At 65.0% G+C, this 12,722-nt stretch carries 8 protein-coding genes; 4 read left to right on the top strand and 4 right to left on the bottom strand.

Annotated features, from left to right (window positions below; all coding sequences use genetic code 11):
- Positions 1-120: 120 nt before the first annotated feature.
- On the bottom strand, positions 121-594 hold the full coding sequence (gene rpsG / locus AC3ISA_RS12725; protein WP_135195309.1) for a 30S ribosomal protein S7: 474 nt from the start codon (positions 592-594) through the stop codon (positions 121-123).
- 81 nt (positions 595-675) lie between these two features.
- Positions 676-1,050: a 30S ribosomal protein S12 gene (rpsL, locus tag AC3ISA_RS12720; protein WP_008260482.1), complete on the bottom strand. Its 375-nt coding sequence runs from the start codon at positions 1,048-1,050 to the stop codon at positions 676-678.
- A 387-nt stretch (positions 1,051-1,437) separates the two neighbouring features.
- Between rpsL and AC3ISA_RS12715 the strand changes: the two genes are divergently transcribed.
- Together AC3ISA_RS12715 and AC3ISA_RS12710 are read left to right on the top strand one after the other, a co-directional pair.
- The gene (locus AC3ISA_RS12715) at positions 1,438-1,854 is read left to right on the top strand and encodes a hypothetical protein (protein ID WP_489178160.1); all 417 of its coding nucleotides are present in this window, start codon (positions 1,438-1,440) and stop codon (positions 1,852-1,854) included.
- Positions 1,855-1,918: 64 nt separating this feature from the next.
- Complete coding sequence (locus tag AC3ISA_RS12710; protein ID WP_489178159.1) at positions 1,919-2,698, top strand: hypothetical protein; 780 nt, start codon at positions 1,919-1,921, stop codon at positions 2,696-2,698.
- A gap of 60 nt (positions 2,699-2,758) precedes the next feature.
- On the opposite strand, the gene rpoC is transcribed toward AC3ISA_RS12710, so the two are convergent.
- Together rpoC and rpoB are read right to left on the bottom strand one after the other, a co-directional pair.
- Positions 2,759-6,955, bottom strand: coding sequence for a DNA-directed RNA polymerase subunit beta' (gene rpoC, locus AC3ISA_RS12705; protein WP_489178158.1), 4,197 nt, complete (start codon positions 6,953-6,955; stop codon positions 2,759-2,761).
- Between the two features lie 124 nt (positions 6,956-7,079).
- Positions 7,080-11,195 carry a DNA-directed RNA polymerase subunit beta gene (rpoB, locus tag AC3ISA_RS12700; RefSeq protein ID WP_346495969.1) on the bottom strand — a complete coding sequence of 1,372 codons (4,116 nt, stop codon included), beginning with the start codon at positions 11,193-11,195 and terminating at the stop codon, positions 7,080-7,082.
- Between the two features lie 344 nt (positions 11,196-11,539).
- Here rpoB and AC3ISA_RS12695 point away from each other — a divergent pair, with 344 nt between their 5' ends.
- The gene (locus tag AC3ISA_RS12695) at positions 11,540-12,094 is read left to right on the top strand and encodes an FKBP-type peptidyl-prolyl cis-trans isomerase (protein WP_372695110.1); all 555 of its coding nucleotides are present in this window, start codon (positions 11,540-11,542) and stop codon (positions 12,092-12,094) included.
- A gap of 71 nt (positions 12,095-12,165) precedes the next feature.
- Complete coding sequence (locus AC3ISA_RS12690; RefSeq protein ID WP_372695108.1) at positions 12,166-12,711, top strand: hypothetical protein; 546 nt, start codon at positions 12,166-12,168, stop codon at positions 12,709-12,711.
- Positions 12,712-12,722: the final 11 nt, after the last annotated feature.

Here is a 12,722-nt window from a genome sequence, read left to right as displayed (position 1 = left end):
GACGCGGACGGCGCCCTCGGGAAGTCTGTCTGTGCGGATAAGCGAGCGCGGGCGATTTAGCTCAAACCGCCCGCGCCGGATAGTCTTAGATAGTGACCGCAGTTGGCGCTTTTAAGACGCTTACCAGCGATAGTGGCTGAAGGCGCGGTTGGCTTCGGCCATCTTGTGGGTGTCTTCGCGCTTCTTGACCGCGGTGCCGCGGTTGTTCGAGGCGTCCAGCAGCTCGGCGGCCAGCTTTTCCGTCATGGTGTTCTCGCCACGCTTGCGCGCAGCATTGACCAGCCAGCGGATCGCCAGGGCGCGACGGCGCTCGGGACGAACTTCGACGGGCACCTGATAGGTGGCGCCGCCGACACGACGCGAACGAACTTCGACCGACGGGGCGACGTTGTCCAAGGCGGCGTGGAAGGTCGCGACCGGCTCCTGGTCTTTCTTCTTGTCGGCCAGGATGTCGAAGGCGCCGTAGACGATGTTTTCGGCGACGGCCTTCTTACCTTCGTACATGACGTAGTTCATGAACTTGGTGACGATCAGATCCCCGAACTTGGGATCCGGCAGAACTTCACGCTTCTGGGCGCGGTGACGACGCGACATAGGTTATTCCTTGCAGTGCCCGGCGCTCGCCGGGAAGATCTCGAAAAGGTCTCCGGGCGCGACGGCCCGGAGAGGAATGGCTTACTTCGGACGCTTGGCGCCGTAGTGCGAACGACGCTGCTTGCGGTCCTTGACGCCTTGCGTGTCGAGCACGCCGCGCAGGATGTGGTAGCGAACGCCGGGCAAGTCCTTCACGCGGCCGCCGCGGATCAGAACAACCGAGTGTTCCTGAAGGTTGTGGCCTTCACCGGGGATGTAGCAAACGGCTTCATAGCCGTTCTTGGCCAGACGGACCTTGGCGACCTTACGCAGAGCCGAGTTCGGCTTCTTCGGGGTCGTGGTGTAGACGCGGGTGCAGACGCCGCGACGCTGGGGCGAACCCTCCAGAGCCGGCACCTTGTTGCGGGTGGGCTTGGGCTTGCGCGGCTTGCGGATCAGTTGGTTGATCGTAGGCATTCGAAACTTATCTCGACTTCTGATGGAGGCGTGTGTCTTTCGACCGAAGCGCCTCTCGCCTTCTTGTGAACGGGGGACCATCCCCTCGCCCGGGTGTCATCGAGACTGATGCCGTAACGACAAACAGAAAAACCGGAACGCGCGCTTTGGGCGTTCCGGCGGCGCACAGGCCGTCCGTTAAGTTGTCACGATCTCAGCAACCGGCGAACCGGCCACGCCTCGAAAGTGGGCGGCTTCTACGCGCGATAGGGGCCAAGGTCAAGAAGGCGGCGTTAACACCTCGCCGTTGGCAAGTCCGCCCTTTGCGCTCGGCCATCGCCAATAGAACCGCAAGTTGCCTGAAACCTGCCACGCTTCGCGTCCAGCTTGATCCGAACGGAGGGGCGAGTGGCGATGACCGCGACTGCGATCAGTCGAACGGGACAGGTACGGCTGGACTGGCGCAAAGCCGGGCTTGCGGCGACCGCTGTGGGCCTCAACGCCGGCGCGATCGCCTTGCTGTCCCTGACCGACCTCGGTCCGCGCAATCGGCCGCTGCGAAGCGAACCGATGATCGTCTATCTCGACGAGGCCTGGCCACGGCTGGCGCGCCCGCCGCAAACGATTGCCGACGCCGAGCGAGAACCGTCCGCCTTCGTAGATCGCGCAACGACACCCTTGGCGCCAAACGATTCGGTCAGGCCGCGACCTTCGCCCGGCACGGCGCGCGCCGTCTTGCCGCGTGGGAGGCGCAGCGCGCCATGCCGACCCGTGGCGATCCGCCGTGCGAACGCCCCAATCCGGTCGCCGGTTGTGAAGGCGTGAATGTGCAAGTCGAGCTATTCTCTTCGCGGGAAGGCTTCCTGCCCAATCTCAGAAAGCGTCGCGAATGACCGCCCTGCCCCTGCCCCGCCCCGGACGGCCCGACTGGCGCAAGGCTGGACTGGCGACGGCCTCGGTCGCCATCAACACGGCCCTGATCGCCTTCCTGTCGTTCACGGCCCCCGGCATCAAGAGGCCCGCCGTCGTCGCGGAGCCACCGCCGATCTATGTCGAGATCACCCCGCGTCTTCTCCTGCCCGACGAGCAGCCGCGCATCCCGGTTCAGACGCCGCTCGCCAGCGACGCCACGACGACGCCTCGCAACGCCCGCGAGGTCGTCGCCGCCCCCTCTGCGCGCCCGGAGACGCCTCAGGATGTCCGCCCCGCCCCCCTTCGCCCCAGGATCGCTGCGCCCTCGCCCCAGGGCGTCCCGGCCCCGCCCGACGCCTGGACGGTCAATCCGAACGATCGCTCGAACGCCATGGCCCGCACCCTACGTCAGGGCCTGATCGGCTGCTCCGCGCCCCAACAGCTCAACGCCGCCGAGCGCGCAAACTGTCGCGAGGACGCCATGCGGCGCGGCCTGAACGCCGCCCCGATCACCGGCACCGGCAATCCCGAGCGCGACGCCGCCTTCGCCCGCGAGGGTGCGCGTCGTCTGGCCCAGTGGGAGGCGCAGCGCCGTCCGCTGTCCGGCGGCGTAGGCGTGGTCGGCCCGGCGGACTGCGTCGGCTCGAACTTCGGCACGGGCTGCGCAGGCGCCCAACTACCTGACGTTCCCGGCGTGGACATGCGCCAGGGCGCAGAAACGACGATCAACCGGGGCGAACGTCGCCGTCAGCAATAGAAAAAGGGCGGCGCCGTCGCCGGCGCCGCCCCCTTCATATCTTCGCTTCCGAAACGGAGATCAGCTTTCGCTGCTCTCCAGCTCCAGTTGCAGATCGGCCGGCAACGGCTCGATCGCATCTTCGCGGGCCGAGGTCAGCTCTGCGTCGCGATCGTTGGCGATCTTCTGCAGGGCGCGCAGGTAAGCGCCCGTACCGGCCGGGATCAGACGGCCGACGATGACGTTTTCCTTCAGGCCTTCCAGCATGTCCTTCTTGCCGTGGACCGAGGCGTCGGTGAGGACGCGGGTGGTCTCCTGGAACGACGCCGCCGAGATGAAGCTGCGGGTCTGCAGCGACGCCTTGGTGATGCCCAGCAGGACGGGCTGGGTGGTGGCCAGACGGCCGCCACGCTTCTCGACCTTCTGGTTTTCCAGAACGGCTTCGGCGACTTCGACGGTGTCGCCGCGGATCAGGGTGGTTTCACCCGAATCCAGCACTTCGACCTTCTGCAGCATCTGACGCACGATGACTTCGATGTGCTTGTCGTTGATCGGCACGCCTTGCAGTCGATAGACCTCCTGCACTTCGTTCACCAGATACTCGGCCAGCGCCTCGACGCCCTGGATGCGCAGCAGGTCGTGCGGATCCGGGTTGCCGTCGATGATGTAGTCGCCCTTCTGGATCAGATCGCCGTCCTGAACGGAGATATACTTGCCCTTCGGGATCAGGAACTCGACCGGCTCGCCCTGCACGCCGTCGGCGTTGACTTCCGGCGTGATCTTGATGCGGCGCTTGTTCTTGTAGTCGCGACCGAATTCGACGCGACCATCCATCTCGGCGATGACCGCGCAGTCCTTGGGACGGCGAGCTTCGAACAGTTCGGCGACGCGCGGCAGACCGCCGGTGATGTCACGGGTCTTCGCGCCTTCGGTCGGGACGCGGGCGATGATCTCGCCCGGCTTGACCTCGTCGCCGTTCGACACGGACAGAACCGCGCCCACGGGCAGCAGGTAACGGGCGTCTGAGCCCGAGGCCAGCTTGGCGTAGCCGTCACCCAGGGTGACGCCCATGGCCGGACGCAGGTCCGAACCACGCGGGCTGGCGCGCCAGTCGCTGACGACGCGCTGGGCGATGCCCGTCGCTTCGTCGGTTTCTTCCTTGACCGACAGGCCTTCGACCAGATCCTCGAAGCGGATGATGCCGCCGACTTCCGTCAGGATCGGGGTGGTGTAGGGGTCCCACTCCGCCAGACGTTGGTTCTTCTTGACCTCGCTGCCTTCCTTGACGCGGATGCGGGCGCCGTAAGGAGCCTTGTGCGTCTCGCGATCCTTGCCGTCCACGACCACGGTCACGATGACGTTGCGGCTCATGGAGACCAGATCGCCGTGGGCGGCGATGACGGTCGGACCGGTGATCTTGGCCACGCCGGCGTTGGTCGCCTCCATGAAGGAGGTTTCCGCAACCTGCGCCGTACCGCCGATGTGGAAGGTACGCATGGTCAGCTGGGTGCCCGGCTCGCCGATCGACTGGGCGGCGATGACGCCGACCGCTTCGCCGATGTTGACGTTGGTGCCGCGCGCCAGGTCACGCCCGTAGCAGTGGGCGCAGATGCCGGCTTCCGCCTCGCAGGTCAGGCCCGAACGGACCTTGACCGACTGGACGCCCGCCGACTCGACGACTTCGGCGACTTCTTCCACCAGATAGGTGTCGGCGGGGAACAGGACGTTATCGGTGCCCGGCTCCTTGATGTCCTCGGCCGCATAGCGACCCAGGATGCGCGCGCCCAGCGAGACAAGCACGTCACCGCCTTCCATGACCGCCCGCAGCGTGATGCCGCGCGTCGAGCCACAGTCGATCTCGGTGACGATGCTGTCCTGCGCCACGTCCACCAGACGGCGGGTCAGGTAACCCGAGTTGGCGGTCTTCAGCGCGGTGTCGGCCAGACCCTTACGGGCGCCGTGGGTGGAGTTGAAGTATTCAAGGACGGTCAGGCCTTCCTTGAAGTTTGAGGTGATCGGCGTCTCGATGATCTCGCCGGACGGCTTGGCCATCAGGCCGCGCATGCCGCCCAGCTGCTTCATCTGCGCCTGCGAACCACGGGCGCCGGAGTTGGCCATCATGAAGACCGAGTTGATGTCGGGGTTTTCACCCTCGATCAGCACGCGCGGTTGCGCGATCTCGGCCATCATGGCGTCGGCGATCCGGTCCGTAGCCTTGGACCAGGCGTCGACCACCTTGTTGTACTTCTCGCCGCGCGTGATCAGACCGTCGGCGTACTGTTGTTCGTACTCCTCGACCTGGGTGCGGGTCTCGGCGACCAGCTCGACCTTCTTGGCCGGGATCACGATGTCGTCCTTGCCGAACGAAATGCCGGCCTTGGCGGCTTCGCGGAAGCCCAGGCCCATCATCTGGTCGGCGAAGATCACCGTCGCCTTCTGACCGCAGTGGCGATAGACCACGTCGATCAGATTGCCGATTTCCTTCTTGGTCAGGTTCTTTTCGAGCAGGCGATAGCCGACGTTCGGGTTGCGCGGCAGCAGGGCCGCCAGCTTCATCCGGCCCGGCGTGGTGTCGATCACCTTGGTGATCTCCTTGCCTTCGGCGTCCTGTTCCGTCCAGCGCGCCTTGATGCGCGTGTGCAGGGTGACGACCTTGGCGTCCAGCGCAGCGTCGATCTCGCCGATGTTGGCGAACAGCTTGCCTTCACCCGGCTCGCCGTCCTTGACCAGCGACAGATAGTACAGGCCCAGGACGATGTCCTGCGACGGCACGATGATCGGCTTGCCGTTGGCGGGCGACAGGATGTTGTTCGTCGACATCATCAGGACGCGCGCTTCCAGCTGGGCCTCAAGGCTCAGCGGGACGTGAACGGCCATCTGGTCGCCGTCGAAGTCGGCGTTGAACGCCGTACAGACCAGCGGGTGCAGGCGGATGGCCTTGCCCTCGATCAGCTTCGGCTCGAACGCCTGGATGCCCAGACGGTGAAGCGTCGGCGCACGGTTCAGCAGGACCGGGTGCTCGCGGATGACCTCGTCCAGAATGTCCCAGACGGCGGGCTGCTCGCGCTCGACCATGCGCTTGGATTGCTTGACGGTGCCCGACAGGCCCTTGGCGTCAAGGCGCGCATAGATGAACGGCTTGAACAGCTCCAGCGCCATCTTCTTGGGCAGGCCGCACTCGTGCAGCTTCAGTTCCGGTCCCACGGTGATGACCGAACGGCCCGAATAGTCGACGCGCTTGCCCAGAAGGTTCTGACGGAAGCGGCCTTGCTTGCCCTTCAGCATGTCGGCCAGCGACTTCAGCGGACGCTTGTTGGCGCCCGTGATGACGCGACCGCGACGGCCGTTGTCGAACAGCGCATCGACGGACTCTTGCAGCATCCGCTTTTCGTTGCGGATGATGATGTCCGGCGCGCGGAGCTCCATCAGGCGCTTCAGGCGGTTGTTGCGGTTGATCACGCGGCGATACAGGTCGTTCAGGTCGGAGGTCGCGAAACGACCGCCGTCCAGCGGAACCAGCGGACGCAGTTCCGGCGGGATGACCGGCACGATGGTCAGGATCATCCACTCGGGCTTGTTGCCCGATTCCAGGAAGGCCTCGATCAGCTTCAGGCGCTTGGACGCCTTCTTGGCCTTCATTTCCGACGGGCTGTCCGCCAGCTCGCCACGGTGCTTTTCAGCCTCGGCGTGCAGGTCGATGCCCATCAGCAGGTTGCGGACGGCCTCGGCGCCGATCTCGGCGGTGAAGCCGTCATCGCCGAAATCTTCCTGATAGCGATAGAACTCGTCTTCCGTCAGCAGTTGGTTCTGCTTCAGCGGGGTCAGGCCCGGCTCGGTAACGATGTAGTTCTCGAAATACAGGACGCGTTCCACATCCTTCAGCGCCATGTCCAGCATCAGCGAGATGCGCGACGGCAGCGACTTCAGGAACCAGATGTGGGCGACCGGGGCGGCCAGGTCGATGTGACCCATGCGCTCGCGGCGAACGCGGGCCAGCGTGACTTCAACGCCGCACTTCTCGCAGATGATGCCCTTGTACTTCATGCGCTTGTACTTGCCGCACAGGCATTCGTAGTCCTTGGTCGGGCCAAAGATACGCGCGCAGAACAGGCCGTCACGCTCAGGCTTGAACGTGCGGTAGTTGATGGTTTCCGGCTTCTTGATCTCGCCGAACGACCACGAGCGGATCTTCTCCGGCGAGGCCAGAGCGATCTTGATCTGGTCGAAGGTCGGGGTGACCGGGACCGGGTTGAAGATGTTCAGGACTTCCTGGTTCATCTTGTTTTCCTTCTGCGGCGTGGGCCGCGAAAATTATTCAGAGGGGGAGAGCGGAACCGTGAATCGTGAACCGTGAATCGTGAGGGCTGAACCCAGTCACGATTCACGATTCACCCATCACGCCTCAGCTGTTCCCCAGCTCCACGTTCAGACCCAGCGAACGCATTTCCTTGATGAGCACGTTGAAGCTCTCGGGAATGCCGGCCTCGAAGCTGTCGTCGCCGCGGACGATGGCCTCGTAGACCTTGGTCCGTCCGGCCACGTCGTCGGACTTAACCGTCAGCATCTCCTGCAGGGTGTAGGCGGCGCCGTAGGCTTCCAGAGCCCAGACCTCCATTTCCCCGAAGCGCTGACCGCCGAACTGCGCCTTGCCGCCCAGCGGTTGCTGGGTGACGAGCGAGTACGGGCCGATGGAGCGGGCGTGGATCTTGTCGTCGACCAGGTGGTGCAGCTTCAGCATGTAGATGTAGCCGACCGTGACCGGACGCTTGAACTGCTCACCCGTTTGACCGTCGTACAGGATCGACTGGGCCGACTTGTTCAGCCCCGCTTCTTCCAGCAGGCGTTCGATGTCGCCGATGTGCGCACCGTCGAAGACCGGGGTCGCGAAAGGCACGCCCTTGGACAGGTTCTTCGCCAGTTCGATCAGCTCTTCCTCATCCTGCGGCAACGGGGTTTCCGGGCCGTAGATATGCGTCAGACGATCGATCAGGGCCTGCTTCTGACCACCACCCTGCCAGGCTTCCAGCAGACCGGAGATCTGCTTGCCCAGGCCGGCTGCGGCCCAACCCAGGTGGGTTTCGAAGATCTGGCCGATGTTCATGCGCGAAGGCACGCCCAGCGGGTTCAGAACGACGTCCACGTGGGTGCCGTCTTCCAGGTGCGGCATGTCCTCGATCGGCAGGATCTTGGAAATGACGCCCTTGTTTCCGTGACGGCCGGCCATCTTGTCGCCGGGCTGAAGCTTGCGCTTCACGGCCACGAAGACCTTGACCATCTTCATCACGCCGGGGGGCAGTTCGTCGCCGCGTTGCAGCTTCTCGACCTTGTCTTCGAAACGACGGTCCAGTTGCTTGCGAGCGTCTTCGAACTGGCGCTTCATCGCCTCCAGCTCTCCCATGGCCTTCTCGTCGTCCAGGGCGATCTGCCACCACAGACCACGGCTGACCTCGGCCAGCTTCTCGTCGGTCAGCTCGCCACGGCCGATGCCCTTGGGCCCCGACACGGCGTTCTTGCCCACGATCAGCGGCTTCAGGCGGCCATAGACGTTGCGCTCAAGGATCTTGAGCTCGTCGTCGCGGTCCTTGCCCAGGCGTTCGATCTCGGCGCGTTCGATCGCCATGGCGCGCTCGTCCTTGTCGACGCCGTGACGGTTAAAGACGCGAACGTCCACGATCGTGCCGGCGACGCCGGGCGGCAGGCGCAGGCTGGTGTCGCGTACGTCCGATGCCTTCTCGCCGAAGATGGCGCGCAGCAGCTTCTCTTCCGGGGTCATCGGGCTTTCGCCCTTCGGCGTGACCTTGCCGACCAGGATGTCGCCCGGCTGGACTTCGGCGCCGATGGCCACGATGCCCGCTTCGTCGAGGTTGCGCAGGGCTTCTTCGCCGACGTTGGGGATGTCGCGGGTGATTTCTTCCGGGCCCAACTTCGTATCACGCGCCATCACTTCGAACTCTTCGAGGTGGATAGAGGTGAAGACGTCGTCGCGCACGATGCGCTCCGAGATCAGGATGGAGTCTTCGAAGTTGTAGCCGTTCCAGGGCATGAAGGCGACGAGGGCGTTGCGGCCCAGGGCCAGTTCGCCCAGGTCCGTCGACGGGCCGTCGGCGATGACGTCGCCAGCCTTGACCTGATCGCCCACGCGCACGATCGGGCGCTGGTTGATGCAGGTCGACTGGTTCGAACGCTGGAACTTCGACAGGCGGTAGATGTCCACGCCCGAACGGGCGGCGTCCACGTCGCCGGTGGCGCGCACGACGATCCGGGTGCCGTCGATCTGTTCGACGACGCCTTCACGACGGGCGACCACGACGGCGCCGGAGTCCACGGCCACGACCGCTTCCATGCCGGTGCCGACCAGCGGCGCGTCCGACTGCACCAGAGGCACGGCCTGACGTTGCATGTTCGCGCCCATCAGTGCGCGGTTGGCGTCATCGTTTTCCAGGAACGGGATCAGGGCGGCGGCGACCGAAACGACCTGTTTCGGCGACACGTCCATCATGTCCACGGCGTCGCGGTTCAGCAGTTGGGATTCACCGTTGATACGGCCGGGGACCAGGTCCTCGACGATGCTGCCGTTCTTCAGTTCGATGTTGGCCTGGGCGATCGTGTATTTCGACTCTTCCATGGCCGAGATGTAGACCACCTCGTTCTGGGCCACGCCGTCCTTCACGCGACGGTACGGGCTCTCGATGAAGCCGTACTTGTTGACGCGCGCGTGGGTGGCCAGCGAGTTGATCAGGCCGATGTTCGGGCCTTCCGGCGTTTCGATCGGGCAGATGCGGCCGTAGTGGGTCGGGTGGACGTCGCGGACTTCGAAGCCCGCGCGCTCACGCGTCAGACCGCCCGGGCCAAGCGCCGAAAGGCGACGCTTGTGGGTGATTTCCGACAGCGGGTTCGTCTGGTCCATGAACTGCGACAGCTGCGATGAACCGAAGAACTCGCGAACCGCAGCGGCGGCCGGCTTGGCGTTGATCAGGTCGTGCGGCATAACCGTGTCGATATCGACCGAGGACATGCGCTCCTTGATGGCGCGCTCCATCCGCAGCAGGCCGACGCGGTACTGGTTTTCCAGCAGTTCGCCGACCGAACGGACCCGGCGGTTGCCCAGGTTGTCGATGTCGTCGATCTCGCCGCGGCCGTCCTTCAGGCCGACCAGGATCTGCAGCACCTTCAGCACGTCGTCCTTGCGCAGGACGCGGATCTCGTCGGAAACCTCGGGGGTCTCCAGGCGCATGTTCATCTTGACCCGGCCGACGGCCGACAGGTCATAGCGTTCGCTGTCGAAGAACAGCGAGTTGAACATGTTCTCGGCGGCTTCGGGGGTGGGCGGCTCGCCCGGACGCATCACGCGATAGACGTCGAACAGGGCGTCCTCGCGGTTGTCGTTCTTGTCCACCCGCAGGGTGTTGCGCATGTAGGCGCCGACCGTGACGTGGTCGATGTCCAGCACCTCGATGGTGGTGAAGCCGTTTTGCTCCAGCACTTCGATGGTCGGGGCGTCCAGCTCGTCGCCGGCCTCGGCGAAGATCTCGCCGGTCTCGAAGTTGACGGCGTCATTGGCCAGATATTTGGTGACCAGGGCGTCGGCGGCCAGCGACAGCGACGTCGTGGTGTCGCCCAGCTTCTTGGCGGCGCGCGCGCTGATCTTCTGACCGGCCTGGGCGATCACTTCGCCGGTGTCGGCGTCGACCAGGTCGAACTCCGGCTTAACACCGCGCCAGCGCTCGGCCTTGTACGGCGTGACCCAGCCCTCGCCGCGCTTCTCATAAGGCACGGTCTCGTAGAAGGTCTTCAGGATTTCTTCGCCGTCCATGCCCAGACCCATCAGGAAGGTCGTGGCCGGCAGCTTGCGGCGGCGGTCGATGCGGACATAGACCACGTCCTTGGCGTCGAACTCGAAGTCGAGCCACGAACCACGATACGGGATCACGCGGGCGGCGAACAGCAGCTTGCCCGAGCTGTGCGTCTTGCCCTTGTCGTGGTCGAAGAAGACGCCCGGCGAACGGTGCATCTGCGAGACGATCACGCGCTCGGTGCCGTTGACGATGAAGGTGCCCTTGTCCGTCATGAGCGGGATGTCGCCCATGTAGACGTCCTGCTCCTTGATGTCCTTGACCGAACGGGCTCCCGTTTCCTCGTCGGTCTCGAACACGATCAGGCGCAGCTTGACCTTCAGCGGCGCGGCATAGGTCATGTCGCGCTGGATGCACTCCTCGACGTCGTACTTCGGCTCTTCGAACTCGTACGAGACGTATTCCAGGATGGCGCGTTCGTTGAAGTCCTTGATCGGGAACACCGACTTGAAGACCGCCTCGATGCCCTGCTCCTTGCGGACGCCCGGACGGACCTCACGCTGCAGGAACTGTTCGTAGGAGGCGCGCTGGACCTCGATCAGGTTGGGCATCGCCACCGCTTCGGGGATACGCCCGAAGGATTTGCGGATGCGCTTCTTGCCGGTGAACGAGGTGGCGGAAGCGATCTGACCGTTGATGGCGAGATCGTGGGCGACGTCAGTCATTCAGTGTTTCCCATGACGCGCGATCCGGGAAAACCGCGCGTGAAATGCAGCAGCCACGGCGCGCGTTTCCGCGTCCGCAGCCAGGGTTTCGGCATCCACCCTCGGCCCGCTGCCGGGCCAGGACGCCTGAAATGTACCGGCTCCCTGGGGAAGGAGCCGCGCCTTCGCACGGTCGGAGGGCGACGGACCGGGCCTCGGCGCTTGCGCGCAGACTCATATTGAGTGTTGCGGGAACGCGCACATATACGCGCATTCGCGACGAAATAAAGGCCCCCGCGGAACCTTTTCATTCCCGCAGCCCAATCCCGTTGCCGCAGGGTCTCAAGGCCTGATAGCGTCGCCATATGACACGCATCGCCCTGCCCCTGCTCGCCCTTCTCGCCCTGTCCGCCTGCGCCACGCGCGGCGAGCCCGTCACCTACGCCGAGACCGCCTCGGCCGCCGCCCATGCGGCCGCCGCTGTCGCCGGCCAGGGCGGTCAAACCCCGCAGCAGGCCTGGGACGCCGGCAACACCGCCTATCTGACCTGGAACGGCGCCCGTCGCGGCTGGACGACCACCGAGAGCGGCCTGCAATATCGCCGCGTCGGCAAGGCCCACCCCGAGGGCGCCCAGCCCTCCGGCTCCGACACGGTCAAGGTCCATTATCGCGGCACCTTCATCGACGGACGCGAGTTCGACAGCTCATACGCCCGCAACGAACCCGCCGAATTCCCCCTCAACCGCGTCATCAAGGGCTGGACCGAGGGCGTCGCCCTGATGCGGGTGGGCGAGATCTATGAGTTCGTCATCCCTGCCTCGCTGGGCTACGGCTCGCGCTGGGTCGGCGGCGACGAACTGCCGCCCAACTCGACCCTGCGCTTCTCGGTCGAACTGCTTGAGGTCAAGCCGGCGGGCTGAGGCTCGAATAGGACGGCTAGCGCCCGCTCTCCATCCTATTTCCACTAACGAGCGCCAACGCATTCAAGGCCTTGACCGCCCGCAGCGGCATTCTTCCGGCCATAGGTGGCGCCGCCCGCATCATGGTCGGCATGACCGATGACAGCCAATACCTCTCCGATTCCCCGCCGCCCCAGACGCGACGTTCCGCCGAAACCTGGGCCGCCGCGCGCGCCGACTACCTGGCCGGCGGTTCCGCCGCCGAGGTGTGCGAGCGTCATGGCCTCAGCCAATCGACCTTTCGGTGGCGCGCCCGCACAGAGGGATGGCGGCGCTCTGACCAACCGCATGGCGCGGTCTTCGAGCCGCTGGACAGCTATGAGATGGAGCTGATCGACAGCAGCCTGCCCTGCAACGCCGCCGACATGGCGCGGCTGGCTTGGTCGAACGCATCTCGCGCAATGCGCGACGGCAAGCTGATCGAAGCGCGCGGCTGGTCGCGACTTCACGCCGATCTTGTCGAAATGGCGAGACAAGACGCGGAGCGCCTGCACTTCGCCAGACTGAAAGCGGAAAGAGATCAAGGCGCCGCCCTCAAAGCGACGCCGACGCCGTTGCGACCAGTCGAGGAGGACTGATCGAAGTTGCA

This window comes from Brevundimonas sp. KH_058 (genome assembly GCF_057838505.1).
Note: the sequence above shows the minus strand (reverse complement) of the source record. Positions and strands in the feature narration are given on the sequence as shown.

Excerpts from the sequence above, each read along its gene's own strand:
- rpoC (WP_489178158.1), bottom strand. The coding sequence starts at position 6,955 with ATGAACCAGGAAGTCCTGAACATCTTCAACCCGGTCCCGGTCACCCCG.
- rpsG (WP_135195309.1), bottom strand. The coding sequence starts at position 594 with ATGTCGCGTCGTCACCGCGCCCAGAAGCGTGAAGTTCTGCCGGATCCC.
- rpoB (WP_346495969.1), bottom strand. The coding sequence starts at position 11,195 with ATGACTGACGTCGCCCACGATCTCGCCATCAACGGTCAGATCGCTTCC.
- AC3ISA_RS12710 (WP_489178159.1), top strand. The coding sequence starts at position 1,919 with ATGACCGCCCTGCCCCTGCCCCGCCCCGGACGGCCCGACTGGCGCAAG.
- AC3ISA_RS12695 (WP_372695110.1), top strand. The coding sequence starts at position 11,540 with ATGACACGCATCGCCCTGCCCCTGCTCGCCCTTCTCGCCCTGTCCGCC.
- rpsL (WP_008260482.1), bottom strand. The coding sequence starts at position 1,050 with ATGCCTACGATCAACCAACTGATCCGCAAGCCGCGCAAGCCCAAGCCC.